Below are 26,818 nucleotides of genomic sequence, written 5' to 3' on the forward strand. Positions count from 1 at the left end.
CTCCTTAAAGTTGAATTTATAATACGATTTCCTTATCTTTTACATCTAAATGTTCTGCTTCGACGATTCCCTGTTCGATGGCCAATTTCCTCGCCAGCTGCGGGGCATGCCACAAGGAAGGAAGCAGTAATATGGATACCGGCACAGCTGCTATAACCACAAAGGATTGAAGCGCATTAATACCCCCTGACCCAATGTTGATTAGAATGATGGCGATAAAGCCCATCAGCACGGCCCAAAAGACACGCGTAAATGCTGGTGGGTCCCCTTCTCCCGTTACCCCCATCGCTAGGGTGTACGACATGGAATCCGCCGTGGTAACTACAAAGAGAATGGTTAAGATGAGGAAAATGATCGGCATGATCGCGGAAAGCGGCATCTGCTGGGCAATGGCAATGATCGCAGCCGGGAGCCCATTCTCATTTAAAGGTCCGCTGACGGATCCCGCCTTGTTCATTTCATAGAAGATTCCGGAACCCCCTACTACGGTAAACCAAAAGTTTGTTGTTAAGGATGAAATCACGGCAACAGCCAGGAAAATTTCTCTTACGGTGCGCCCTCTGGAGATTCTCGCAACCAGCATGGCCACCATCGGACCGAAGCCGATAAACCAGCCAAAGAAAAACAGCATCCACCAGCCCAGCCAGCCTTGATCTTGGCGATACGTACTGATGTTAATGAACTCGCTTACATAAAACCCAAATGAAGATACAAACGAGTCAATAATAAAACCACCGGGTCCAAATAGTAAGATGAAAAAGGCGATAATGACGGCCATAATGACGTTTAATTTACTGAACCACTGGATTCCTTTATCAATCCCTGTTACGGTGGAGAAGACAGTGACACTAATTAAGCCAATAATGATTAGGGCTTGAGTGATCCCATTATCCGGAATTCCAAATAAGGAATTGAGACCATAGCTGACTTGCAATCCAAGAAATCCAATCGGTCCGATGGTTCCGGCTGCCGCTCCAATGATGCAAACTGAATCCGCAACTGTACCCCATTTACTCGTAAGAATCTTATCTCCCAATATAGGATATAGTAAAGTTCTTGGTTTTAAAGGCATCCCCTTATGATAATGAGCGTACATGAAAATTACCGCACTGATCGCTCCGTATACTGCCCAGGCCGTGAAGCCCCAATCCATAAACGTCTGAGCCAATGCCGGTGCGATGGCTTGTTGGGTACCCGATTCAATCCCCTGGTGCATCGGAGGAACATCCATGAAATAATACATTGGTTCCGCTGCCGCCCAAAACACACCGCCAGCTCCCAACCCTGAAACCACAATAATAGAAACCCATTTAAACCTGCTCATCTCTGGCTTAGCCAAGTTCCCCAGCTTGACTCTTCCATACCTCGAGCAAGATAAACCTAACCCTACCGCGAACGTCGCCAATAATAGCAATTGCCAGTAAGCTCCAAAATATCGGATGGAAAGATCAAAACCTGTGCTCACAAATTTAGAAACCGCTTCCACATTGACGATTGAAAGAATGACAAAAAGCAACAACAATCCGCCGCTGATATTAAAAACAGGCCAGTCAATCTTCTTACTCACGGTTTCCCATTTCTCTCTCATTTTGATATTTCCTCCCTTATTTTATTACTTGGTATTGAAACTAGAGTTCATCGCCTTATAAGCTGGTTAAATCATATCCCCTCCTAAAAATACAAAGTGGTTATTGGGCCTCAATGCTTATTTCTTGTCCTTCAGTACCATGTTGCATGTACCATGCAAGTTAGTATCTTAAATTTAAACCATTAATTAAGTTGTGTCAATATTTTATTATTTGAAAAGGAGGATATAGTCTGATTATTATAATTAATAGTTCCAAATAACAAAAGGGATTGTCTTCTAATCCTTATAGACTAGAAGACGAACTCGATCCATCCAAATGACGTGGTGAACACTCCCATAGTTCACTTTTAGCATCGATGTAACAGATGCAATTATAGGGATAGGATTAATAGAATCATCAATAGAACCATAGGAACAAATAGCCAAAACAAGGAGATTGCCGTGATAGAATGAGTCATTTTTTATCCCCCGCTTCTTTTCTATTCTTTTATATCCAATGTGGGTGTTCCCATAGGGCAAGGTCTTGACGTACTAATTTCACAACGTTAAGATACACACGATAGGCTTCCGAAACATCATGGATGGACATTCCGATAGGGTTAAATAAAATCCGTTGTTGGTTGGATTCTCTGCCTGCCAGTTTGCCAACGATAATTTTCCCCAATTCATGGACATCTTCCTTTCCGAACTGCTCGATAACTGACATCAACTCCGTGATGACTTACATGTTCGAAATCGTCGACAACCACCTTATCGTAATAGACTAGCTCTTGCGGATCCGTATCCCAAAATGAAATTTCCGAATGGAAGGCCCCCTTCTTTTAGCCACTCGCCTTTTACGTATGGGAAAGTAGACATGGTAGCGGTTACAACAATTACACCACCGAATTTTGGATCACTTCAAACGAAGATCAAGCTAAACAAAAGTACATCTTCGCCCTTAAACTGTAAGACAGAGCTATCGCTTATAGCGATGGTTTTCCTTCTTTCGGTCATCTACACAGCAAAAAAACCAAGCCAACATACGCATAGGCTCGGTATTTCAACAAGAGTTCCTTTTCCTTCTTCACTTTGAATCCGCACACAAGCATTCAATTACGATTGTTAGATTAATTTTAATAAAAAAGAATTTAACTATACTTTAAGTAAACACACACTTCTCATATCTGATCTAGCCACGACTGCAGCCGCTCTTGGGTGGAGTCCTTTCTCGAGGTCTCCATTAGGTATTTCAAATCGATTCTTTGATAATGAAGAAGCAAAAGTCGTTTTCCCCATTCACAATCGGAAGTCGATTTCCAATGGATACAAGCTCTTAAGCGATCTAAGATGATGTCTTCAATTCCAATGACATACACCTTTAAATTATCTTTCAGCTGTAATTCAACTACTTTACTCAGATCAGCATCATCCAGCATATCGCCGGGAATTTCAATACTAACGAGAAGATCATCGTGGTACCAATGACGACCCTCACGTTTAAATCCAAGCTGAAGTAAAATATCATTAGCTAGATCACGGCGACTTAATACCATGTCGATATCGGCTGTGGTGTATTCGCTGCGAGTGTAAATTTCAACAGCCAGTCCACCCACGATAACCGGATTAATGTTATGTGGTTCAAGGAGCTTCGTCAGAATGGCACTTACTTGGACCATTTTTTCAAACTTACTTTTCCCCTTTAAGTGAGAAAGACTAAGCTTGGCTTCCTCAATCGAAATCATAGAACCACACTCGCTCGGTTATATATTTTATCTTTCCTTCTTTTTCTGCCTTTTCCCATTTTTGTTTACAAAGATGGTCAAGAATTTTCACTTCATCGCTATCTCTTTCCCTTGTACGAATGGGTCTTTCCGTACCACGGTTTCTTATTAGGGTTCGCTCTACTTCTTTCTGACGTTTACCTATCCATTGATTGAGATCATCCAAACTCAACTTTTGCAAAGAGGGACATCTCCTTAGTAATAAGTTGAAGCCATTATACCATATACTGTAATTTTATTCCATAAACAACAACTATCGAATCCATCTGTCGACAAATCGTTCTACCCATTCCCAAAAAAACGATGAGCCTCAATGACTCACCGTGTCCATCTAAATTAATGCTTAATCCCACACTGCACCGCGGTTCTGGTCCCGATAGATGCCCAATCCATGAATTTCTCTAATCCCTATCCATTGGCTGCTGACTGATTAACCGCAGCGATCAAATTCTTGCCTGCAAGATCATCCATCTTATAGCGAGTTTCTAACGTTGCAGACCCTACATGCGGTAAGGTAACAACGTTTTTTATGGTTAAAAAAGGGATGATCCAAGGGAAGGGGTTCTTTTTCGAATACATCCACTTGTTAATCTGCGATACCAACCCTTCCAAACCAGAAAAGGACATTTCCTCTCTTACAAAAAAGCAAACCTCTACATCAAGGCTTTCTCCACAGATCATTTCATCAAAGTCAAAGATGTGCACCTCATAGTGGACTTGGTTTTTATCCTGCTGGATCGTCGGTCTAACTTTTTTGAATCATCTGGGATACGCATAAGTGCCCCTCTTTCTTACACATATTTTACCATTTTTCTTCCAAGTCATTAAGTTGTAGATATCGTATAGCAAAAAAAAACGGGAAGACTGTTCATTCTTCCCTGATAGGGATGGAGTTGTGGGGTTCATTTCTTTGTGGAGAATCAATTCCCCCATACTCTCGCCTACCTGCTAGAACAGGGAAGCAAGAGATAGCGGCAATTGAAACACTTACACTGTTTTCGCAGTCTTTTTAAACGGAAGAAATAACTTGATCGTCGCTGGCTGATTGCAATAAAAGCATGTTTTAGTCGTATGCTGGGGCAAGAAGGCAACATGAGGTGCCGAAAGTACTTTTATTCCTTCAGTCACGTGATTTTTACAAACCTTTAATATGGTCCTCATCCCCTTTCCATCGATTTAAGAGATTTGCAGGAACTCCATCGCATTTCCGCCCATGATGGCCGTTTTTTGTTCCTCCGTTAAACTCTCCGTTTCCAAAACCGATTTACCCGGTGGCGTTTCTTGGATGGCAAAAGGATAATCGGTACCCATCAGCAAGCGTTCATGGCCTACAAGTCGATTCAAGTAGTCTACGTTCATCGAGTCATAGACCAGAACATCGTAATAGAAATGCTTGGCATAATGGCTAGGCGGATAAGGGGTCTTTCTGGTGTCAGGGAATACATGCCAGCCTTGTTCCATCCGAGGCAGGATAAAAGGAAGCGCCCCTCCTCCATGGGCCAAACAGACTTTCAGCTTTGGAAACTTCTCAAACATTCCGCTCATGATAAAATTAGCCGCCGACAAGCCTAATTCCAATGGCATGGCTACGGTATAGGTCAGACCCGCCTTGGCAGTTCTTTCTTTGGCTACCATGTCGTACGGATGGATAAAGAGCGGAACATTCCAGCGCTCAGCCATCTCAAAGAAAGGAGAGAGTGCTGGGTCTTCTAATCCCAGACCATTCACATTCGAGCCGATCTCGATTCCTTTGAGACCCAGCTTGTGCATACAGTAGTCCATTTCTTCAATGGCCGCTTCGGCATTCTGTAGCGGGACCGTTCCCAATCCAATAAAGCGAGTAGGATGTTGCCTCACCAGATCTGCGTTATACTCATTTTGCAAACGGGCCATTTCTCTTGCCCCTTCAACAGGTGCCCAATAACAAAGGCCAATTGGAATCGGTGACAGGACCTGCATGTCCACCCCGTCTAGCTGCATTCTTTCTATTTTTTTGGCCGGATCCCAGGTGTCGCTACCTATTTTTCGAAAGACGTTTCCTTGAACCATAATATGAGCGGTTTGTTCGTTCACTCTCACGATACTGGGCCAGCGTTCTCCTCCATAGCGTTTACCCAGGTCCGGAAGCTCGGGTGGAAGAATATGTGTATGAAAATCAATTCGTTTGATCGTTTTTGGCATCGTGGTTTTCTCCTAACCTCTTCTTTTTTTCTTCTCTTTATCTATAAGTTCCCTTGCGAAACTCCTCTCGCTCTACCATCCAGGAAGCCAGCAGCCCCCCGACCAACCCCCAAAATGGCGCCCCAATATGGAGCAACTGAAATCCTGAAATGGTAATCAAAAACGACGTGATGGCGCCCAGCTTAAATCGTCCCGAAAACGAGACTTGCAGGCTATTCATAAGGACGGCCAGCATCGCCAAACCACCTAAGAGCTTGATGAGGGAGGAAGGAATCCATTGCGTAATGACTGCGGCCATAGGGGCAAAAAGACCAAATAGAATCATAAAGAAGCCGAGCATCACTCCTGCCGCAAAACGCCCTTCTTTGGGTCCTCCCTCCTCGGATGCAATAATTGCCGTCATCGGTCCGGCAATACAGGCCGAATGCCCGCCAAAAAAGCCGTTAATAATGGAAGTAATCCCCGTCCAATTGGTCAACGCATTCACAGGAGGCTGATACCCCAACTCTTTCATCAATCCAAATCCTTGGGCATTTTGAATGGCAATCACGGTCAAAGCTAAGGGAATCACGAGCTCCCCTATCGCTGCCAAGCTAAACTCAGGGGTAAACCAGAGCGGCTTAACCAGCGAGACAGACAACTCTTGCCTATCAACGGAACCCTGCATGGGAAGAAGAATCACGGCCGCCACGATCGCACCCAAAATAGGTGGAAACTTGGTGGCCAAGCTTTTCATGCTAAGAATGAGTAGAAAGACCGCCAAGACGATCCCATTCAGCCAAACATTCTCGGAAACTGATCGGAAAATATCGATACCAAACGGCAGCAAAACGCCGGAAACCATGCCCATCATGATCGGTACAGGCAAAAACATCATCATGCGATGAATAATTCCCGACATCCCTAAAACAAGGATCAACATCCCTGTCACCATATAGGCCCCAATCACCTCTTCGAAGGAGTGCTGGGCAAGAGCGGTACCAACCAAAACGGCGCCTGGAATGGAAAAAGCCATGGCAATCGGTTGCCGATAATAGATGGATAGGATCACCGATAGAATCCCGGCCATGCCGTAGATTGAGAAAATCCACGACGAGATTTGATCAGCGCTCAGTCCGCCTTTTTCCGCCGCTTGCAAGACAATTAACAACGGGCCTGTCGCACCGAAAAGCCATGCCACGAATCCATTGGATACGTTCGGGATCGTAAAGTACTGTCGTAAATCCAACTTGATATTCCCTTGGTCGAGCTCTCTTTCCTTTAAGATAGGCATTTTTTCTCCTTGAATAGAGAGAGAGACCGCTCAATGGTCTCCTCCTCTCTTTGCTATTCCGTTCTCCCGTTACTTCCCTCCGACACTGCCCATCGAAGCCAATCGAGGATCTGCGACCCCACCCCACATATCAATCGTTTCTAGGCTAGCTTCTAGCAAACGAGGCTTTCTGGCTCCTACTTCAGGGAATTCCTCCATGCCGAAGCTGTACTCGACCGTCATGCCATCTGGATCCAAATAGTAGAGGAAGATCGCGCCGGACGGCGTGTGTCGACCAGGTCCAAAGACGATCGGAACATCATGTCGGATAAAGCGGTTTCTCGCTTTTCCGATGTCATCGATATCATTGACCATAAAATTCACATGATGCAGGCCATGCTCTTCTCCCCTGAAGACCGCGAAGGAGTGATGATACGAAATCGGGAAGCATCGCATAAACGCGCCGATGCCATCATCCACCACATCCGAGATTTTAAAATTCATGACTTGATTATAGAACTTTACCGATTCATGAATCGTCTTCGACTTTAAGACCACATGTCCCAAGCGAAGGATATTCGTGTGAGTAGGCTGGAATTCCGTAGGCAAGTACACAATATCCGAGTAAAATTCAAACGTGATACCGAAAGGATCCTGAATACGGAACGTTTTCCCTTGGTTCAGCTGCTTCGCTTCTTCATTCGACACTTCGGTTGGATTCAGGCCTGCTTTCGTAAATTGTTCGAAGGCGGTCTCCAACATATCCGCATCTTCCATTTCCAAAGCAATCCGACGTAAACCCGGCTCCTTATCTTGACATAGAATGACGTTATGGTGATCACTGCTTGTGCGGTAATAAGCGATATCTTCACGACTTTCGTCCACTGGTTGAATCCCTACGAGGTCTCGATAAAAATCCTTCGAACGCTTAAGATCCGTTACATTCAGGGCTACATACCCGAGTTTTTTATATCGTAACATGTCTCCTCATCTCCCTTCAGACTATAAAATAATACTGACTTTGCCATGTGGTCTAAGCGCTTCCAGATCAAGGATGCACTTGCGGTCCGCAATCTTAAGCTGGCCATCGCGTTCTACCAAACGATGCTCATACTTCCCTACATACGCATCCATGTTCCCGTATCTCATGCGATAAACGATAAAGTTTGAACGAACCAGCAACGAATCTTCCGAACGCTCAACCACCCGTACGTTGTTGATATTACGGTTCGTTCTTGATCTGGGATACTCCACATGGGCATCATCGCTTTTTAATCGCTTCACACGGGAGTCAATACGTATGCGATCATCCGATACTAAAAATAAGGTGTGCCGAGGGGAAGCGTCAGGAACATCCGTAGAAGGGATGCTATAGGTCGCATCCTCCGTCAACAGGTCTAGCCATTCATCAAACCGAGCTTGATCTAACAATTCAGCTTCCAGATACAAGAAATCTTCAATTTGTTCACGGGAAAAGTTCATCTTCTTCATCTCCTTATTGATTAATAAGCACTCTAGCATCTTCTTCCTGTCCAGCCATGACCTTCACCCATTGTCTCCAGAATCCTCTCATTTGCAATTCATCGGTGGAAAGCGGCTGTTCTCGGTGCATTCCTCGGGATATATCCTGCCATTGCACTTCCTTCATTGTGCTGAAGCCTAATTGGCAAACCTCTAAGGATTCCACATCATCCGGTGTCGCAAAGCCAGCAGGACCTAAGAAGGTTAAGAAGTAATCCAATCTTCTTGCTCTCAAGTTTTCCGCTTCCCCTTTAGGTCCCATAGCCCAGGCCGTTACTTCCATGTAATCAGGGGCGATCGGGTCAAACGTTCGAATGGTTAAGGACATGATGTCGTTGATAACTAAGTTCGGGAAGATCCATAAATTCCGATTGCTCTCCGCCATCTTCTTCGCTTTTTCCGGACCACAGCGTTCTTCTAGCTCTTTTCTGATTTCTTCAATCTCGGATTTGGCTTCCTCTCCCCAGATCGGCGTCCACTTCGCTACCGGCCGTCCCCAAGGGGCATTGTATTGCATCAAGGTATGTCCATTCCCCAACGATTTACCGACTCCATCGGTTAAACCGGCAGAAACATCCAGGTCCAAATCTTTTAAAAACGTGAAGTAGGTTTTATGGTTGTGGGCCGCGTGATAGCCATCAATGCTGTTTTCGCCTAACAGCTTCCAGTTCGCTCTTATACTATATTTATGAGTTCCTCCAATGACTTCCATGCCACTAGGCGATTGGTCAGCCACTAGATCCAAATATTCCTTAGCAGCCCCGAGATACTCCTCTAGTGATTCAGCTTGGGGGTTAAAGTTTACAAACACAAAACCTTTATAGCTTTCCGTTTTCGGCTCGTGCAAGTTGAATTCCGAACGGTCGAAATTTTCCCCATACGCATCCCGATGCGGTACGCCGATCAGCTCGCCATCATTCTTGAAGGACCAGGCATGGTAACAGCAGACAAAGGTTTTAGCGTTCCCTTTTTCTTCTCGGCAAACCAACGCGCCGCGGTGCGTACATGTATTTAAAAGAACATGATATTGACCTTTGGCATCCCGAGAAAAAATAAGGGCGCGACCTGCTACCTTGCGTGTGACAAAATCTCCAGCGTTCGGAATTTCGGATTCATGACCCACATAGATCCAGCATTTTGAGAAAATATTTTCTTTTTCCATTTTGAAGATTTCCGGATCCACAAAGGTGCTTCGATGAACTTTAAACTTGTTTTCTTGTTGGTTATCAATAACCAATTGCTTCACATCAACCATGAATATGTACCTCCCCAATTTTTAGTAGAATTGAATAATTTTATTTTTGCTTGAATTTGTGAACATGTCCAATCAATGTTTTTACTGGAAATCACCGGTTACCATAAAGATCTTTTCACTTGGTTGACCTCTTATTCATAATTTACTAAAATTAATTTTGATTCTCATAATTAAACGCTTACACCTCCTTGTTTTCGTTCCGTTTCTGGTGATTATCGTATCACCCTAAGAGCTGTAAGGTCTAATCACAATATTTTTTGTAATTTGAATATTTTCGAAGAAAACTTTTATTCAATACGCTCTCTCAATCGATGTAAGCAGAGGAGGATTTGGAATGAATTACGATCAGTTGCATGCCTTTTATTATGTTTCTAAGGTCATGAATTTTACGAAAGCTAGTGAAATTCTCAACCTGACACAACCAGCTATTACGGCTCGAATCCGCAATCTGGAGACAGAACTTTCCTGTCAGTTATTTGATAAGCAAGGCAAACAACTTTCTCTGACGAAAGAAGGAAAATTGCTGCTAGACTATGCAGAGAGAATCATCTTTTACTCGGAAGAAGCCAAAGAAGCGATTCAATCCATTAACCAAGAACAACTCATTATTGGCTTTGGGCCAAGCTTTCCCTATGAGGTCATTTGCAAAGCGGTCCAGGAATTTACGAACAAACATAACGTTTATATCCAGATTATCGAAGGACATGATTCGATCAGCCTAGGGGACCAAGTGAAGAATCAAAAGATCGATCTAGCCTTTATTCGTATTCCTGTATACGACCCAACCCTCACCCTAGACTATCTTTATAAAGATAAAATGGTGGTGTTTGTATCCCCTAGCCACCCGCTCGCGTCCAAGACTTCTGTGACGAAGAAAGACCTGAACGGTCAAACCATGATTCATTACTGCCGAAATATCGAGATGTGGAGAAGGATTGAAGAATCGTTAGTGGGAGTCAAAGATCTCAAATGCCTCGAAGTTCATAACCTCGAAATGCTGAAGCGGTTTGTAAAGGAAGGGATAGGGTTCAGCATCCTCCCTCGATTTGGGCTAATTGAAGAAGTGGAAAAAGGGGAATTGAAACTATTGGATTATGATTTGCTCAACCATATGCCAAAGGATATCATGGCGGTCTATGTAAACGGTTCCTCACGTACAGAATGGATCAAAGCCTTTGTGTCTACCTTTTCTAATCAGATCACTAAACATTCGGAAGCCTATATTTTGTAAGCCTTTGTAGGCGTAAAAACTCCAGGTAAATCTCGGCTCTACGAGAATACCTGGAGTTTTTTTCAGTTTTTTATTCTACCCTCCCCAAAAAACTATTTATTAGAATCGTGTATATCTAAAAATAATTCTGATTTTACCATTTTCACCATATGCACTATAGTTTTCATAGAATCAAATAATTTGAGGAGGTACATATGCGCTCTATCGATGTTAATCAGATCCTTAATGAGGCAAAGTTTAATCGCTTTCATGGTTTGGTCCTTTTCTGGTGTGCGTTTATCATCATCTTTGACGGCTTTGATCTGGTGATCTACGGCTCCGTTGTGCCCGTCCTCATGAACGAGTGGCAGCTCACCCCCGTCGAAGCAGGAACGCTCGGCAGTTATGCACTCTTTGGCATGATGTTTGGGGCCCTGATCTTCGGACCGTTAGCGGACAAGATGGGACGCAAAAATGTCATCTTAATCTGCGTCGCCTTGTTCAGCGTGTTCACCGCCTTGATTGCCTTTGCTACGACCCCAACAGAATTCGGAATCTACCGTTTCATTGCTGGCTTGGGATTAGGCGGCGTCATGCCGAACACAGTAGCCTTAATGACGGAGTATTCCCCGAAATCGATGAAGAACACCTTAGTTGCGCTGATGTTTAGCGGATATTCCATAGGTGGAGTTCTATCTGCGGGATTGGGCATCGTCCTCATTCCCCTGCTTGGCTGGGAATCTCTCTTCTTAGTAGGGGCCCTGCCCATCCTTGCCCTTCCTTGGATGTATAAGTATCTCCCTGATTCGATTGGATTCTTATTAGCTAAAAAGAAGTACGACGAAGTAGGCCAAATTTTATCCCAGATCGATCCTTCGTATACGCCTAAGAAAGGCGACCAATATGAAATGGTCCTTCCTGAAAAAGGCGGCATCCCCATCGCCCAATTATTTACCCAAGGTCGGGCCCGAAGTACGCTGATGCTATGGATTACCTTTTTCATGTGTCTTCTTATGGTCTATGGATTAAATACTTGGTTGCCCAAACTGATGGCCGGGGCAGGCTATGAGTTAGGCTCTAGCTTGATGTTCCTTCTGATTCTGAACTTCGGTGCGATTTTTGGCGCGATATTCGGCGGCTGGGCGTCTGACCGCTGGAATGGAAAAAAAGTCTTGATGTCCTTCTTTATCGTAGCTGCTCTGTCCTTGACTCTACTCGGCTTTAAAGCCCATGTCTTGATCTTGTATTTTCTTGTGGCTCTGGCTGGAGCCACTACGATTGGAACGCAAATTATTGCTTATTCCTTTGCCTCCCAGTATTATCCTTTGCAAATGCGCTCGACTGGCATTGGCTGGGCCTCTGGAATCGGCCGATTCGGTGCCGTCGCGGGTCCCATCTTAGGTGGCTTTCTCCTTACTCTGAATTTACCGTTGCAACAAAACTTCCTTGCGTTTGCCATTCCTGGCCTGATCGCAGCATTCGCCATTTCGTTCGTGCAGATTAGCAAGACAAGCAATCAAGCAAAACAGATGGACGAAATTTATCCAGAAACGAACGCTATCGCAAAATAAACATGGAAAAGAAATGAGGAATTTAACATGAAGAATATGACCGTACTTGGAGCCGGTATTATGGGGCATGGTGTGGCTCAATTATTTGCCCAAGCAGGAAAGAATGTACGCATTCAAGCCAGACGCCAGGAGTCCCTGGATCAAGCACGAGAACTCATTACGAACAGCCTGAAGATTATGGTAGAAAAAGACATGTTGACAACAAGCGAGATGAAAGCGACCCAGGCTCGCATCACCTATACCACCAATTTATATGAAGCCCTACAAGATGCGGATTTTGTTCTTGAATCCATTCCTGAAGTACTAGAATTAAAATTGGACACCTATGAAATCGTGGAAAGCGTCGTCTCAGAGAAAACGATCATCTCATCGAATACGTCTACTTTTCCGTTAAAAGATTTAACGCAAAGAGCTAAACATCCGGAACGATTTATTATCACTCACTTTTTTAACCCGCCACAACTCGTGCCGCTCGTGGAAATCGTGAAAGTCGCTGTCACAGAAGAAAAAGTCATCCAAGCAACCTATCATTTAATGAAAGAAATCGGGAGATCCCCCGTCATTCTACAAAAAGAAGTGCCTGGCTTTATCGTAAACCGCATCCAAGTCGCCATGCTTAGAGAAGCGTTTCACCTCATGGAAATGGGAGTGGCTACGGCAGAAGATATCGATATCGTGATGAAAGGCAGCATGGGCTTCAAGTGGGCCTTCTGCGGTCCCATGGAAAGTCAAGATTTAGCCGGCCTGCAAACTACGAAATATATGGTTGAAAATCTCCTGCCTGAACTTTCCGATGTTAAAGAACCCCCTGCCTTCTTGACTGAAATGGTAGAGAATAATCAGCTAGGGATCCGAACTGGAAAAGGATTCTACACGTATGCAGATAATCAAGCTGCAGAAAAAATCCGCAAACGAGATGATGATTTTCTTGAGCTTCTAAGGTTGCTGAACAGAGAGAAGGAAACGTTGCATAGCTATTCTGGATAAAACAGTATAGTGTATAAAAAGCACCTAGATAGTAGGTGCTTTTTCAATGTTTATGGGTGGAGAAGAACATTGCTGGATCTCAATTGTTGTACCCGAAGGGTGCACCATTTGTATGGGGCTATAGCTCAGTTGGGAGAGCGCCTGCCTTGCAAGCAAGAGGTCATCGGTTCGATCCCGTTCAGATCCACCATACATATATCAAAAAGCTTTTTTACTTTTCTTACTTCACTATAGATCTCCGATATTTGAACAAAAACTTAATCCTTCCTATCGGTTATTTTATTTCGCCTTCACTCGTGATCTAATTTTAAATGTTTTTACTGGTTCTTTTTCTGCTAGCTTTTCCTTGTTTTCGTTTCCCCCACCAATTATTCCTTCCTGCCACAATTGATAAACATAAAGAATAATAGCTATGAATAGCATTAAAAAAAGGTTTTGGATAGGTGAAATATTTCCACCACCAGACCTAATACCTAGTTGGTTTAACCAAGTGGCTAAACCAAAACCATAAAAAAGGTCCGTCACTAAATTAACAAGCATATATATCCAAAATTTACGGAAGGTAAAAACGAATATCCATATCGTCCCAACTAGGAACACTCCATATACAGTAAATAGCGGTATCACTTTATCCCACGCAAAAAGTGTTTCTTTGAATTTCCACCAATTGTATGTCCAAGCTATTTGACCTAATAATGTATTTATTACAGTTGCAAATAAGGCAACAGGCATATATTTACGAATAGCTGAACGGTCTAAAAAGTACAATGAAAACCAAGGAATGAGAAAAAGAGACCATATGGTTAATCGTTCCATTAAACTAATGCCCCTTTCTATAATTTAATAGTTAATATTTTCAAAACAAAGGAATTTATACCACTTAGGATTACTCCCCTTTAACGGAGCAAAAAGGACTGCCAGATGCAGCCCAACTTATCGAACAATCGAATCCCGTCGTAGCTAAAATAATTTGGTCACTTTTCATGAAGGTGATAACATAATTGTACAACACCCGATGAAAACCTATTGGTTTCAACCAGTTTTAGATTCACCCTCTGCTTTATATCAGTAAACAGGGGTTTCCCTTCACCCAATACAACAGGGTGAACAGATAATCTGTATTCATCTACAAGACCTAAGTTTATAAAGGTGGTAATTAGACTTGCCCCACCATAAAGCCAAATGTCTTTACCCGGCTTATTCTTTAATTTGAATATTTCTTCCTCAATATTTTCATTTATAAATGTAACGTTATTTTCGGACTTATTTTGTGTTTTTGAGAACACATATTTCTCTTTACTATGAACCAATTCCCAAATCTCTTTTTCAGTATCAGATACCTTAATATCAGGTTTATACTGACCCCATAAATCATAACTTTTTCTTCCATATAAAATAGTGTCTATACGATTTAAGAAATTATTGAAGTCCATATCAGGGTCCATAATGCACCAGTCTACTTCCCCTTTCGGTCCTTCAATAAAACCATCTAAGGTAACTGCTAAATCTAAAATTATTTTTCTTGTTTGTTGTTTGTTAGCCATTGTTTTTTCCTCCTTCAATAGATAACTACAACATAAATTTACCATTAAAGACTTTTACTTGTTAAATTAATCTCCCCGTTTGTTGAGAAATGAAAAACAGCTTTCACGCAAATGTTCTTTTAACGAACGATCATCTTCCACTGATCCTTAACAAACTAGTTCCGTTATATCGTTCCAAAGCTTTTACCCTTTCTTCTACCTACGGACTGTAGATTCCATTTACATACACGTGATGTCCGAAATATGGCTCTCCATTGTCCCGGACATAAAGATCCGTACTGGATATCATGGATAAGGATAATTCATACTTTCCATCCTTGAAAATCATTTCCGCAGATGAGGGAGTAGCTTTTCCTGAATCAATGGTGCCGATATTGACTCCCCCATTCATCATTGCTTCTTTATTCGCTGCATAAAAGGCATCGAGACTAAATAATAGGCCATCACCAGAGGCTTTTTTAATCGTTATCGTAGAACTAGCGAGCTCATTAGAGCCATTCAATTTATATGTTCCAAGACGCAAGCGTTGCCATGCGTTAGAAATGCTGTCTTTCGGGTCCGTTTTCAGGCCGACCATTACATCTTGGACAGTAAGGATTCGGTATGGAACCCCGGATCGTGCCCTATCTTCAATGGAGTGATCCTCTATAAACCCCGAATCTATCTGCTTGAAGATTAATAATTGTGAAATAGGGATGGTACCCATATACCCAAAACCTGTTGTATAGTTGGCGATGACGATAATGTCCTTCTTTCCGTCACCACTTACATCCCGGAAAGAGACGGCAGAGACAGTATAGACAGAATCAGGTGATTCAGGTTCATATTTTAGCTCCGTCACCGTATCTCCGCTCTTATAGTAAAAATGCGGCCGATTCTTACCATTTATTTTTTCTTCGGAAGTTATAAACTCAGACTCCCCGAAATTCTCGAAATGGACTTGGAACGATTGATCTCTCAATATATCCCCAATGATGGAGTCTGATTTTTTTGGAACAGACGGATTCGTTGGGGTGGAGTAGGCTGAAGAAGAGGCTGGCTCGGAAGGTGTATTATCGCCGTTACAACCCGAGATTAGAAGAAGAATACTGAGAAGAAATAGAACGTGTCTAGTCAACTTGAACGACCCCCGGTTAATCAAATTACATGAATGGATATCAACTTGCAAAAAGGGCAAATTTTTGCCCTTGAATGCTTTATTTGCTCTTTTCCAAGACATCAATTAATACGCCCTCAATATCTTTAGCAATAGCCTTTAACTGTTCGTCATCTAATAATCCAATCATTGCTGTTGGTTTTGGCAAACCTATTTTGGTTGTTCCTTCACTTTCATAAACCGTAATCTTGCATGGTAAGAAGTATCCCACCAATTCATTTTGATTTAACACTCTTGCCGCTTCCACTGGATTACAAACCTCCAAGATACGGTATGGTGTAGTATAACTATCTACACCCTTCTCTTGAAGCTTAGCCGGTAGATCTAACTGCCAAAGCACCCCAAATTTGTGCTCTTTCAGGTTGGCTTCTACTGCAGTAACCGTTTCATCAATGCTCTTATCCGTAGTTACCGTATAATGAAATTCCATCTGATGAATCCTCGTAAATACAAATAACACCATTTAACTGGTGGTTGATAAAGTTCAACAAATTGACATTCCCAATATCCCTTTTTCATCAAACTCCTCTCCCTAATAATACATCCACTGTATGTAAGCTCATACCTTGATAGGTCATATTCAAGTATCCTACAAGCGGACGGAACTAAAGCAGGGGTATGTACTGATCCCGTTCCCCCCAATAATCACTGTGGGTTGAGGACGGTTGCTTCGTCAAATTGCCCTAGAAGAGTGAAATGGACAGCAGGGAGTATATTGGCGAAATATATCGTTGTAACAACCAATTATGGATTTCGAACCGCTATCAAGCTAATGTTGATTGGAGATAAGACTGCTTTAGTATAACGAGTATTATTTTTATTTTTCATCGACTATTTTAGTCAAACAACAACAGCTTCCTTACATTAGCATTTCCATAAAAAGGATACTTTTATTACAGGAATGCTGCCCTTTAGTTGAATAAGAAAATTACCCATAATAAATACAAACAGTCCGAAATACGTTTACTATATTCCTAAGGCGGTTATTTCATTCCTATTTAGGTAGGATTAACTTTGGTTTGCTCCCAATCATTGATTCCCATCAATAAAGAAAAAAGGCTCTTCCCAACGAAAATGTTAGTGAAGAAGCCTTGCTTTGGATGTTGCTATGAAATTTTTTTTACGCTTTTTAGGAGAGCACCAACCATCATTTTAACCATTCAATATTTGTGTAAAACGAATTCCAAGAACGCTCGACGGCGACTTCCCCGTTGATATCCATGAACTCATATTGATATGAACGGCAGGTGCTTAGGAAGTGGTGAAAAGATTAGTGTTAAAATGTTAAATGCAATTTTCTTGTTGTAATGTAGACGAAAAAAAATTAATAAGATTCAATAATTTCAACTTCAGTAATTCCATATGCTAAAAGTGATTTTTCAAGTGCAAGTTTCATTTTTATTATTTCTGCTTCTTTTATTTTTCTAGGGAATCTAAATTCGATATGCCCCTTACTCCCTTCGAATTGAACAAGCTCTAATATCGTGTTTGACGGAAATGGATTTTCTAATCCTTCAACATTTGCCTTTAGCAAAAGGTTAATTAAAGTAATTCGAGGAGTCTTCACCGAAGTCATATTTTTATAATTCGTTTGAACAGGTGCGAGTGAATCCTTGTCAAGTAAGTAAATCATATATTTTTCATTCGTTTCTTTGTTTTCTTCTAGCGGAACAATAGGATTCCTTACTTGATTACCAATTCCATCTATGATGTTCAAGATTTCTTCTGTCTCCTTAAATCCTTCTAGGCGGAATAGCTCCTGATCATCCTCCCCTACCAAGAGGGTTGTAGGATTCTTCTTAATTCTATAATGATTGGTTTGCGCAATGTCAACATCCACATAAAAAGTTTGAAACATGATGTCTGGACAATGCTCTTTGAGTTCCACTAATACTGTCCTCATCGATCTCCCCAGTGGGCAAGCAGATACAGTGAAAAGTAAGATTTTATTAATTGGCATGACTCTCCCAGTCCCTTCTCCTCAAATAATTGGTACTTTAAACCAAAAGGAATGTCGATTGTTACTTGAAATGACTCCTACCTCTCCGTTATGCTGCTCCACAATTTCTTTCACCAATGCTAGTCCTAGTCCAGATCCTCCTGTTTCACGATTTCTTGAGGGATCTAACCGATAAAAACGGTCAAAAATTTGTTCGGATTTTTCTTGCGGTATCGGCTGCCCTTCGTTCGTTACCTTTACCTGATAGTAACCATCAACGATTTCGCCCTCCAGTCGTACCCATCCTCCCTGATCATATTGAAGCACATTCTTCAAGAGGTTCATCAATACCTGTTTTAATCCATCCTCATGCCCCATCACTTTTCCAACTTGAATATAGCAATCCAACAGTATTCCTTTATTCTTCAATTCTAGATCAAAGCTTTCTAATGTCGATTCAATGACCTGCACCATCGCTACCTTGCTCATCGTTTTATCGGACAATTTCCTGGATTCCCAAACATTTAACTGATGTATCTGTTCTACTAATCTTGTGATTCGAAGAGATTCTTCATGCAAAGATTCGAAGAGTTCCGGATTCCCTTCCATCATTCCACTTTTTAATGCCTCCAAGTAACCGTTAATATTGGTTAGAGGAGTTCGTAATTCATGAGCAATGTCACCAACCATCTTTTTCCTCAATTCCTCGGTTTGCTGCAACTTTTGACTTAAATTATTAAAATCAGCTGTCAGCCGCCCTATTTCATCTACTGTGGAAATGGGGAGTGGCGCTGGATATTTTCCTCTTGCCATTTCCCTTGCAGCAAGACTTAACTTCTTTAACGGGGACAATAATCTTTTCGCAAAAAAGTAATGGAGGAAACCTGCTACCAATACGGCTAAAAAACTTGCTTTGATAAGAAAAGACTGCATGGTCTCATTGAACAGTTTGCTTTCCTCACTTCCAACAAACGGGTACTGCTGAACCAGTAAGCATGCATATTCTTTCACTGAAACGCCCGCGAGCCAGATCGCAATCCCAATGACCAATCCATTGATAAAAATCAGCTTCCACAATACACTTTGTTTCCAAAGTCTTAACCAGGGTTTAACTTTCAAAGGCAGCAAATCGATACCCCATTCCTCTAACCGTTTCAATCAATTCTTGTGTTCCATCGAATTTTAATTTTTCCCTCAGCTTTCCCACATGTACATCTATGGTTCTTTCCGTTACCATTTTTTCGTGATTGGGATAAAGCTCTTCAATAATTTGTTCTCGTGACAAAATTTGATTGGGATGTCTCATGAAGAAATAAAGAAGCTTAAATTCATGCTTAGTGAGTTGAATCGTTTCCCCTCGATAATGAACTTCTCCCCGCAGCGGTTTGACAGTAAGTCCTCTGAACGTAATTTTACTGCATCGATGCCCTGTTCTTCTCAGCACGGATTCTACCCGCGCCACCAGTTCAGCTGGACTAAAAGGTTTTGTAACATAATCATCAGCGCCCATTTTCAGCCCTTTAATCCTCTCCTCCTCATCCACTTTTGCAGTCAACATAATCAGAGGAACCTCTGCCTTTAAATCCGCCCGGAGTATTTGACAAACGTCCTCCCCGCTCATCTTGGGAAGCATGAGATCTAAGATAACAAAGCATGGATCGAATGAATTAAATGAAGTTAGTGCCTCTTCACCATCCCCAGCTTCGAATACCTCATAACCTTCTTTTTCTAGATAGAGCTTTACGAGTTGGCGAATTTTATAATCATCTTCTACAATAAGAATGGATTTTCCCTTTGTATTCATGCTAAAAGTCCCCCTATTTTATTCCATACCGAATACAAGCTCCTCCATCATTTCCTTATTCATGGGACCAATGATTTTTTGTTGAATGACTCCTCGTGAATCGATCATATAGCTCGTCGGAATGGAGACAACCTGGTATCGGTCCGCCACAGAATTCTCTTCATCAAGAACCACAGGAAACGTTAGCCCAAATTCGTCGATAAATTTAGCAATATTTTCGGGCTGTTTTTCGGAAGATGTTAAGTTAACTCCTAAAATGATAAACCCCTTGTCCTGGTTCGCTTCATAAAAATCTTGCATATCCGGCATTTCTGCACGGCATGGCGGACACCACGTTGCCCACATATTTAAAACGATTCGTTTTCCTCTATAATCGGAAAGCTTTATACTTTCTCCATCTAGCGCTTTCAACTCAAAGTCCGGGGCGAGATTTCCTTTTTGAATTCCAACGGGTGCATTCACTTTTTCCTGTTTTATTTCCCCCTGTGCATCCGATTGTCCAGACTCAAGCCCTAGATCCTTTTTTCCTGTATCATATACTCCCCAAATAACCAATCCAATAAGAGCTGCAATGGCAATCATGTTTTTTATCATCTTTTCATATCCTCCCTAATAAATAAATGGCGTAAACGTTGCCAACCAAGCGCTCATTTTCTGAAGCTGTCCAGTAAATAGCAATAGTCCCATTCCTACCAAAATCCATCCATTAATCAGCGACAAGCGCGGAAGAAGTCTGTTCATTTTCTTCATCACATTTAATGAATAAGTGATTGCCCATGAAAGGATGAGAAAAGGGACACCTAACCCAACGGAATAAATCATTAAAAGAAAAATACCGCTGTACATGGTTTCTGTCGAACCCGCTAATAAAAGAATGGATGATAATGCCAAACCCACACATGGCGTCCATCCTGTCCCAAAAGCTAAGCCAAGTACAAATGAGCTCCAATTGCTTTTATTCTCCGGATGTTTTACCTGCCATCGTTTGTCAAATGACAGAAAGTCAAGGTTCAAAATTCTTGCCATTTGCAATCCAAAGACAATAATCAAGAAGCCGCTCACTTTTTCAAGAACATCACGATATTCAGAGAGTAGCTGACCCAGTACACTCGCAGAGGCCCCCATCACCATAAAGATCAGACTGAACCCTAGAATGAAGTAGAGCGATCTCAATATAAGGATCTGTTTTGAAACCTCAACCTTATTGCCCTGAACATGTGCCCCCGTTAAATTGGCAATATAGGCTGGAAGAAGTGGAAATATACAGGGTGATAGGAAGGATAAAATTCCTGCTGTAAAGGCAAAAAATATAGATACGCTCTCCAATTGCTACACCTCCTGTTTTAGTTTAAACACGATTTGTTAAGATTCTTTAAAGTTGATGAATTTGAATTGACCTAGAAACCCTAGTATAGAAACTGAAATATAAATCCATTGCTCCCTCGACAAACCTAGCAAGATAGGATATTGCCCATGAAAGAAAAGTATAAAAATTTGTAGAATACCAAACCATATCCAGCCCTGAAAAGCACGATCATTGGATTTCTCCATATAGATCCACAAAAATAGGATCGCGGATAATAAAAAATCAGCTGCATGAAGAAGGGTGCTGGGTTCCTTCATTAGAAAAATGAAGTGGTAAATTCCATTTGCAATTAAAAAACCTAATCCTAGCCATCTAAAATAACTTGCTAAAGGAATGTGTTGTTTTTTAGATTCCCATGACAAATAAAGAAATGCAGTGAATAGTCCCAAGATCCATCCTCGGTAACCTCCTGAAAAATAAATCAAAACAAAAGGATTATCTAATACAGTAAACGGTTCAAAAAGTAGATAGCTACATTTCCAGACGGCAAAAACAATAAACACGGCGTTTCCGATCGCGTTTAACATCCCTTCACCATTTTTTAATTCTTTTTTTATCTGGAACTTCATCCATAGTAAACTGCATGCTCCGGATAAAATTAAAATAATCAAATCAACCCTTACTAAAAGCGGACCCAATCTTATGACTTCTAGCATTTACTCTCCTCCTGCTTGCTTCTTTCACAAATCATATAATTCCACTGTTAAGATTCGATTAAGAATCAAGATGAATTTCTATAAGTACTTCAGTTGTCCACTCTGGGAAATACTAACTTTAGACAAAATCTTATACAACCTGGAGGTCCTGAAACATGTATCAAATTCAATCGAAGGCTTGGCGTTAGAACGGCAAGAGAAATTGATGATGAGATCATTGCCCTAAGAATGTTAAGAGGGGATTTTACAGAATCAAAAGATGCCCAAGAAGTATTAAATCTAATTCGAGGGACCATCCAAAATAAAAACACCATCTAAACGTATGATGGTGTTTTTTCATTTTGGGCTTATTGTTTAGGCAACCCCGGTGGAACATAAGTCGGAGGAACTTCCAACCAACCCGCTTTTTCATTAAAGCTTTTAGAGTAGCACCAAATGTCAGTTGTTCAGATTGTAATTCAATCCACATCAATCCTAAATCATTTCGAATGGACTGGGACATGCCCGTAGCACAAGCTAGAATGGAAGCAATCACTTTAACAGAGACTCCATTGGCAAGTTCCTTCTCGCTCATTCTTGCACCCATCGGGACTGCTTGAGGGTCCGAAAGAGGTTTAGGGTCAGGAGCAGAAGGGATTGGAATCCCTTCTGCTATCATAAACTCTTGTACTCTCTTGATCTGCGAACGACATATTTTCAATCCGTCTTCAAGTGCATCCCTCAACTCCAGATCTGTAGTGACGTTAATCGCAGCTTCCTCATATCCAACTGCTTCCTTTAATCCGGCAAGATAAGTCCAGCAACTCATGGCTTCTCCAATATGTAAGGGTGTTTTTTCTTCATCATCCATAAAAGATTTAATGGTGTGAAACAAAGCTTGAAGTACATTGGACATAGCAGTCACCTCCCACTTAAGAGTATGCAAGGGTGCTTTTAAAATTATTCAATTACTACAGTGACTCACTCCAGTCATGTACCGCTTCACCTTCCAAAAAACGTTCACAGTCTAGAGCAGCCATGCATCCGCTTCCTGCTGCCGTAATCGCTTGTCTGTATTTGTGATCCTGAACGTCTCCGCAAGCGAAAACTCCCGGAATATTGGTTACTGTGGACCCTGGGGTCACTTTAACGTATCCCAAATCATCGGTATTAATTTGACCGTTCAAAAAGCTTGTATTAGGTGTATGACCAATGGCTACAAAAATACCATCTGTTTCAAAAATCTCCTCTTGCCCGGTTTGATTATTTCTCACTTTTAATCCTGTAACACCTTTATCACCTGCAACCACTTCCACTGGTGTATGATTAAGGCTCCAGGTAATCTTCGGATTATTTTGCGCACGATCCTGCATAATCTTTGAAGCACGTAATTCATTTCTTCGATGAACCACTCTCACTTCTGCTGCAAATTTCGTTAGAAAGTGAGCTTCCTCCATCGCGGAATCACCACCCCCCACGACAATAATCTTTTTCCCTCTAAAGAAGAAACCATCACAAGTAGCACAGGTACTTACACCCCGACCAATATTTTCTTTTTCTCCTGGAATTTGAAGGAGTTTGGCAGATGCTCCCGTTGAAATGATGAGCGACTCTGTTTCTATGTCTTCCATTCCCTCCATCTTTATTTTAAATGGACGTTTAGATAGGTCCACACCCGTTACCCACCCTCGCTTAAATTCTGTACCAAAACGTTCGGCTTGTTTTCTCATATTGTCCATGAGTTCAGGTCCCATAATACCATCCGGAAACCCAGGGAAATTTTCAACATCAGTAGTCGTTGTTAATTGTCCTCCAGGTTCCGGACCTTCTATTACGAATGGGTTCATATTGGCGCGGGCTAAGTAAATGGCAGCCGTTAAACCAGCTGGTCCAGTTCCCAATACGACGTTTTTTTTCATCCTTTTCTCTCCTCTACGATATAAATGTACCCTTCCAAAAAAGGAAGGGTTGGAAACACAGTGGCTACTTCTGTGCGATTAAAATGTAGTGCTGATCCGTCGGAAAAAACTTGTTTATTATTTGAAACCCTTCTTTTATCATGGCTTCTTCCATGTCTGTTGAATGGATGCGGTGGTGCAGAGGTGGTCCTTGATCAGACTCCTTTTTTTCCCACTCCAGACAAAAACATGTCCCATTCCCTTTCAAGGATCGATAAATTTCTTGCAATCCTTTGGATAACGGCTCAACTTCATGTAGTACAAAAGATGCGATGACATGATCGGCAATCGAATCCTTCAAGGGAATATCCTCGATAACCCCTTCTACGTACTCAACATTCCCTAGCGCCTGGTCATTCACTTTTTCCTTTAGAACATCAAGCATTTTAGGTTCCACATCCAAAGCATAAACCTGCCCTTGGGTCATCCGAGCAGCCGGGATGGTGAAGTAACCGGTTCCTGCACCTAGATCCAAAATATCATCCGTTTCTTTAATGTTTAGCATTGACAATAACTGTTCTGGAGGTAAGGCTTTACGCCGTTCCGGATTATCTAACTTTGCCATCTTTGCAGGATCAAATCGGCGTTCTGACATTTTGATGATTCCTCCTTCTCCTTGCCCGCCAGGGATTTTTGTCTCTGTAGGCTTTATTTGCTCTGCTCCAAGACATCAACTAATACATCTTCAATATCTTTAGCAATACTCTTTAATTGATTGTCATCTAATAATCCAATCATGGCTGTTGGTTTTGGCAATCCGATCTTCGTTTTTCCTTCACTTTCATACACTGTAATTTTACATGGCAAGAAGTACCCAACGAGTTCATTTTGGTTTAACACTCTAGCTGCTTCTACTGGATTACAGACCTCCAAAATACGATAAGGGGTAGTATAGCTATTTACACCCTTCTCTTGAAGCTTAGCCGGCAGATCTAACTGCCAGAGCACGCCAAATTTATGCTCTTTCAGGTTAGCTTCTACTGCAGAAACGGCTTCATCAATGGTCTTATCCGTCGTTACCGTGTAATGAAATTCCATCTGATTAATTCCCCCTATAAATTATTAATTATGCATATACCCCTATATGTATAATATATGGTTTTACTTATGTTTTCAATACCTTTTTCGATTATTAGGTTTATCCAATATTTATTATTTCACGACGTCAAAAAAATTAACAAACGAGTTTAATCATCCCTGTTCGAGGAACATTCTACGATTGAAAATAAAGATAAACACTGGAATCATCATGGATACCAATATGATCGGAATAAGGTGTAACCCATGCTTAAAATCAAATCCAAGGATAAGCAAAAGGTAAAATGAAGCGCGCCCGATACTCAGCATACCTTCTCTAATCATTAAATAATGGATCGTTGAACTCGGTTCGCAGACCACATCCGATTGACAAGCTATCTGTTTGATTTTCCCAAAATGCGTTACACTAACAGGAACCCATAACAAAGGAAGCGCTATGGACACCAGCAGATTAAAGACAATGAGAAACCATTTATCCTCTATCAATAGAAGAGGTACGGTCAAGGTGGTGGTTATAGCCCCAATATAAGCAATCCGTAATTTCCTTTTCACGGGGAACGTACGGCTTAAGAATATAACAGTCATTATTCCTACTAAAGCAAATAAGGTATTGAGCCAACCTATAACTGTTTCCTGCTGAATGAAACTAAACAATAAAACACTCCCTGCTAACTGAATGACGCTCTGCAGGAACCCGAAAGCTAGGATGGAAATCAGAATGAGCTTATATTGCCGCCAGGTTTCCCTGTAGTTAAATGAACGCAGACGAAAATCACTATGATATAAAGGGGTAAATAAACTAACCAGAGTTTGTATGACCAACAAGACTAATATCATGCGAAACGTGTCGGTATAACTGAACCACATGATGAGATAAGAAAACAGGATCGGAGTAACCAAGGCGCTCAATCGCTCCGTCAGTTGCTCCATTCCGACGAAAAACTGTCTGTTTTCCGCGTTCGTCAACAAGACAGAAAAAAGATTGAAACCAGAAAAGTACATTCCCGTTGCAAGACCATATAAAGCACCTAACGGCACCACATATTGGACAATATTCTCTTGTTGTAATAACAGAAACACGAAAACAGTGGCTAGTACCAAAGCGGACAAAAACAATGCCATGCGACTATTTGTCCATTTCATAACATAGGAACCGAACAGATACCCGATAAACAAGAAGGTAAATACGGTCAGATTATATATTCCAATAGTCCTTAGACTTTTTCCCTGGTTCCACAGGAAGATATTAATGAAGATGTTAGAAAAGGATACAACACTCGAAAAAACCGTATTCATAAACAAAACCACATAGATCTGCTTTTTCATAAGGATCCTCGGTTAGCTTTGATATCCTTTATTATGTACAAAAGGATGGAATATCAATTTCCATCCTTTTAAACGCGTAATAATTTAAATTCTCCGCCAAACCAGCCTTTTACATAATCCAATTTGGTTTGATCAAAATAAGGCTTTTTCTTATCATGAATAAGGAATTTAATGCCCTCTAACTCATAAAGGCTATCCTCGGTTGCAGCTGACTCCTCCAGAGTCAGTTCTAATCTTGGACCGCCTCAGCCGACTCCCATGTTCAAACGAACATACTTTTCGTTATCGTATTTAGCTAGAGCCCGGTTAATTTCTTCTATAGCGGCAGGTGTTATGGTGATCATTCTCATTTCCCCTTTATTTTGTAATATCTCCATCCCAGCTCATCATTCCGCCGTTCATGTTGTAGATTTGGGTAAAGCCATTTTGTGCTAACCATTCACTTGCCTTGGCAGATCGTTTCCCGCTACGACAAACCACCATATAAGCTTTTTGGGGGTCTAGCTCGTTCACTCTCTGGGAAAGTTCCTGAAGGGGAATAAACGTGGCGTTTGGAATATGCCCCTCCTTTACTTCCTCGAGTGTTCGAACATCTAGGACCGTTACGTTTTGATCTAGTATGATTTGCTGTGCTTCCTCAACCGAAACGTTCTTGTAGACTTCCGGGTTTTGACATCCAATAAGAAAAACAAACAAGAATAGGATTCCTAAGATTTTTTTCATC

The 26,818-nt window shown here is 41.6% G+C and carries 29 protein-coding genes; 3 read left to right on the top strand and 26 right to left on the bottom strand.

Annotated elements, in window-relative coordinates:
• Positions 1 to 16 precede the first annotated feature (16 nt).
• The 10 genes from EIZ58_RS28500 to EIZ58_RS28545 form a co-directional block, all read right to left on the bottom strand.
• Positions 17 to 1,588, bottom strand: a complete 1,572-nt coding sequence (locus EIZ58_RS28500) for a BCCT family transporter (RefSeq protein ID WP_134704380.1) — start codon at positions 1,586 to 1,588, stop codon at positions 17 to 19.
• Positions 1,589 to 2,075: 487 nt separating this feature from the next.
• Positions 2,076 to 2,294, bottom strand: a complete 219-nt coding sequence (locus EIZ58_RS28505) for a hypothetical protein (RefSeq protein WP_134704381.1) — start codon at positions 2,292 to 2,294, stop codon at positions 2,076 to 2,078.
• Positions 2,295 to 2,748: 454 nt separating this feature from the next.
• The gene (locus tag EIZ58_RS28510) at positions 2,749 to 3,312 is read right to left on the bottom strand and encodes a nucleotidyltransferase family protein (RefSeq protein ID WP_134704382.1); all 564 of its coding nucleotides are present in this window, start codon (positions 3,310 to 3,312) and stop codon (positions 2,749 to 2,751) included.
• On the bottom strand, positions 3,299 to 3,532 hold the full coding sequence (locus tag EIZ58_RS28515; protein ID WP_134704383.1) for a hypothetical protein: 234 nt from the start codon (positions 3,530 to 3,532) through the stop codon (positions 3,299 to 3,301). The genes EIZ58_RS28510 and EIZ58_RS28515 overlap by 14 nt, the downstream gene beginning before the upstream one ends.
• 227 nt (positions 3,533 to 3,759) lie before the next feature.
• Positions 3,760 to 4,056: a riboflavin kinase gene (locus EIZ58_RS34620; protein ID WP_240689448.1), complete on the bottom strand. Its 297-nt coding sequence runs from the start codon at positions 4,054 to 4,056 to the stop codon at positions 3,760 to 3,762.
• 471 nt (positions 4,057 to 4,527) lie between these two features.
• Positions 4,528 to 5,532 (bottom strand): amidohydrolase family protein, encoded by a 1,005-nt coding sequence (locus EIZ58_RS28525; protein ID WP_134704385.1) that lies wholly within the window; start codon positions 5,530 to 5,532, stop codon positions 4,528 to 4,530.
• Between the two features lie 37 nt (positions 5,533 to 5,569).
• The gene (locus tag EIZ58_RS28530; protein WP_134704386.1) at positions 5,570 to 6,805 is read right to left on the bottom strand and encodes a benzoate/H(+) symporter BenE family transporter; all 1,236 of its coding nucleotides are present in this window, start codon (positions 6,803 to 6,805) and stop codon (positions 5,570 to 5,572) included.
• Between the two features lie 69 nt (positions 6,806 to 6,874).
• Positions 6,875 to 7,765, bottom strand: a complete 891-nt coding sequence (locus EIZ58_RS28535) for a VOC family protein (protein WP_134704387.1) — start codon at positions 7,763 to 7,765, stop codon at positions 6,875 to 6,877.
• A 21-nt stretch (positions 7,766 to 7,786) separates the two neighbouring features.
• The gene (locus EIZ58_RS28540) at positions 7,787 to 8,275 is read right to left on the bottom strand and encodes an aromatic-ring-hydroxylating dioxygenase subunit beta (protein WP_205672387.1); all 489 of its coding nucleotides are present in this window, start codon (positions 8,273 to 8,275) and stop codon (positions 7,787 to 7,789) included.
• A 4-nt stretch (positions 8,276 to 8,279) separates the two neighbouring features.
• Complete coding sequence (locus EIZ58_RS28545; protein ID WP_134704389.1) at positions 8,280 to 9,560, bottom strand: aromatic ring-hydroxylating oxygenase subunit alpha; 1,281 nt, start codon at positions 9,558 to 9,560, stop codon at positions 8,280 to 8,282.
• A 334-nt stretch (positions 9,561 to 9,894) separates the two neighbouring features.
• Between EIZ58_RS28545 and EIZ58_RS28550 the strand changes: the two genes are divergently transcribed.
• The 3 genes from EIZ58_RS28550 (at position 9,895) to EIZ58_RS28560 (ending at position 13,328) form a co-directional block, all read left to right on the top strand.
• On the top strand, positions 9,895 to 10,791 hold the full coding sequence (locus tag EIZ58_RS28550) for a LysR family transcriptional regulator (RefSeq protein ID WP_134704390.1): 897 nt from the start codon (positions 9,895 to 9,897) through the stop codon (positions 10,789 to 10,791).
• Positions 10,792 to 10,985: 194 nt separating this feature from the next.
• The gene (locus EIZ58_RS28555; RefSeq protein WP_134704391.1) at positions 10,986 to 12,341 is read left to right on the top strand and encodes an MFS transporter; all 1,356 of its coding nucleotides are present in this window, start codon (positions 10,986 to 10,988) and stop codon (positions 12,339 to 12,341) included.
• 27 nt (positions 12,342 to 12,368) lie between these two features.
• A complete protein-coding gene (locus EIZ58_RS28560) occupies positions 12,369 to 13,328 on the top strand; it encodes a 3-hydroxyacyl-CoA dehydrogenase family protein (RefSeq protein ID WP_134704392.1) in 960 nt (319 codons plus the stop codon).
• A gap of 279 nt (positions 13,329 to 13,607) precedes the next feature.
• Here the strand turns inward: EIZ58_RS28560 and EIZ58_RS34225 are convergent, their stop codons facing one another.
• The 16 genes from EIZ58_RS34225 to EIZ58_RS28645 all read right to left on the bottom strand — a co-directional run bounded on the left by EIZ58_RS34225 (position 13,608) and on the right by EIZ58_RS28645 (position 26,817).
• Positions 13,608 to 14,144, bottom strand: a complete 537-nt coding sequence (locus EIZ58_RS34225; protein ID WP_205672389.1) for a hypothetical protein — start codon at positions 14,142 to 14,144, stop codon at positions 13,608 to 13,610.
• A gap of 158 nt (positions 14,145 to 14,302) precedes the next feature.
• Positions 14,303 to 14,872, bottom strand: a complete 570-nt coding sequence (locus tag EIZ58_RS28575; protein ID WP_134704393.1) for a dihydrofolate reductase family protein — start codon at positions 14,870 to 14,872, stop codon at positions 14,303 to 14,305.
• Positions 14,873 to 15,071: 199 nt separating this feature from the next.
• Positions 15,072 to 15,989 (bottom strand): hypothetical protein, encoded by a 918-nt coding sequence (locus EIZ58_RS28580; protein ID WP_134704394.1) that lies wholly within the window; start codon positions 15,987 to 15,989, stop codon positions 15,072 to 15,074.
• 79 nt (positions 15,990 to 16,068) lie between these two features.
• A complete protein-coding gene (locus tag EIZ58_RS28585) occupies positions 16,069 to 16,458 on the bottom strand; it encodes a DUF302 domain-containing protein (protein ID WP_134704395.1) in 390 nt (129 codons plus the stop codon).
• An 894-nt stretch (positions 16,459 to 17,352) separates the two neighbouring features.
• A complete protein-coding gene (locus tag EIZ58_RS28590) occupies positions 17,353 to 17,916 on the bottom strand; it encodes a thioredoxin domain-containing protein (RefSeq protein WP_134704396.1) in 564 nt (187 codons plus the stop codon).
• Between the two features lie 93 nt (positions 17,917 to 18,009).
• Complete coding sequence (locus EIZ58_RS28595; RefSeq protein ID WP_134704397.1) at positions 18,010 to 19,125, bottom strand: sensor histidine kinase; 1,116 nt, start codon at positions 19,123 to 19,125, stop codon at positions 18,010 to 18,012.
• Positions 19,076 to 19,771 carry a response regulator transcription factor gene (locus EIZ58_RS28600; RefSeq protein WP_134704398.1) on the bottom strand — a complete coding sequence of 232 codons (696 nt, stop codon included), beginning with the start codon at positions 19,769 to 19,771 and terminating at the stop codon, positions 19,076 to 19,078. Before EIZ58_RS28600 ends, EIZ58_RS28595 begins: the two co-directional genes overlap by 50 nt.
• Positions 19,772 to 19,789: 18 nt before the next feature.
• Positions 19,790 to 20,365, bottom strand: a complete 576-nt coding sequence (locus tag EIZ58_RS28605) for a peroxiredoxin family protein (RefSeq protein ID WP_134704399.1) — start codon at positions 20,363 to 20,365, stop codon at positions 19,790 to 19,792.
• Positions 20,366 to 20,380: 15 nt separating this feature from the next.
• Complete coding sequence (locus EIZ58_RS28610) at positions 20,381 to 21,097, bottom strand: cytochrome c biogenesis CcdA family protein (RefSeq protein WP_134704400.1); 717 nt, start codon at positions 21,095 to 21,097, stop codon at positions 20,381 to 20,383.
• Between the two features lie 36 nt (positions 21,098 to 21,133).
• The gene (locus EIZ58_RS28615) at positions 21,134 to 21,793 is read right to left on the bottom strand and encodes a hypothetical protein (RefSeq protein ID WP_134704401.1); all 660 of its coding nucleotides are present in this window, start codon (positions 21,791 to 21,793) and stop codon (positions 21,134 to 21,136) included.
• 244 nt (positions 21,794 to 22,037) lie between these two features.
• The gene (locus EIZ58_RS28620; protein WP_134704402.1) at positions 22,038 to 22,688 is read right to left on the bottom strand and encodes a DUF3231 family protein; all 651 of its coding nucleotides are present in this window, start codon (positions 22,686 to 22,688) and stop codon (positions 22,038 to 22,040) included.
• 55 nt (positions 22,689 to 22,743) lie between these two features.
• Positions 22,744 to 23,691 (bottom strand): thioredoxin-disulfide reductase, encoded by a 948-nt coding sequence (gene trxB, locus EIZ58_RS28625; protein WP_134704403.1) that lies wholly within the window; start codon positions 23,689 to 23,691, stop codon positions 22,744 to 22,746.
• 64 nt (positions 23,692 to 23,755) lie between these two features.
• Positions 23,756 to 24,325: a class I SAM-dependent methyltransferase gene (locus EIZ58_RS28630; protein ID WP_134704404.1), complete on the bottom strand. Its 570-nt coding sequence runs from the start codon at positions 24,323 to 24,325 to the stop codon at positions 23,756 to 23,758.
• Between the two features lie 53 nt (positions 24,326 to 24,378).
• Positions 24,379 to 24,768: a DUF302 domain-containing protein gene (locus EIZ58_RS28635; protein WP_134704405.1), complete on the bottom strand. Its 390-nt coding sequence runs from the start codon at positions 24,766 to 24,768 to the stop codon at positions 24,379 to 24,381.
• 153 nt (positions 24,769 to 24,921) lie between these two features.
• The gene (locus EIZ58_RS28640) at positions 24,922 to 26,094 is read right to left on the bottom strand and encodes an MFS transporter (protein ID WP_134704406.1); all 1,173 of its coding nucleotides are present in this window, start codon (positions 26,092 to 26,094) and stop codon (positions 24,922 to 24,924) included.
• A gap of 357 nt (positions 26,095 to 26,451) precedes the next feature.
• The gene (locus EIZ58_RS28645) at positions 26,452 to 26,817 is read right to left on the bottom strand and encodes a rhodanese-like domain-containing protein (protein WP_134704407.1); all 366 of its coding nucleotides are present in this window, start codon (positions 26,815 to 26,817) and stop codon (positions 26,452 to 26,454) included.
• Between the last annotated feature and the right edge of the window lies 1 nt (position 26,818).

It is taken from the genome of Ammoniphilus sp. YIM 78166 (assembly GCF_004522215.1).
Lineage (GTDB): Bacteria > Bacillota > Bacilli > Aneurinibacillales > RAOX-1 > YIM-78166.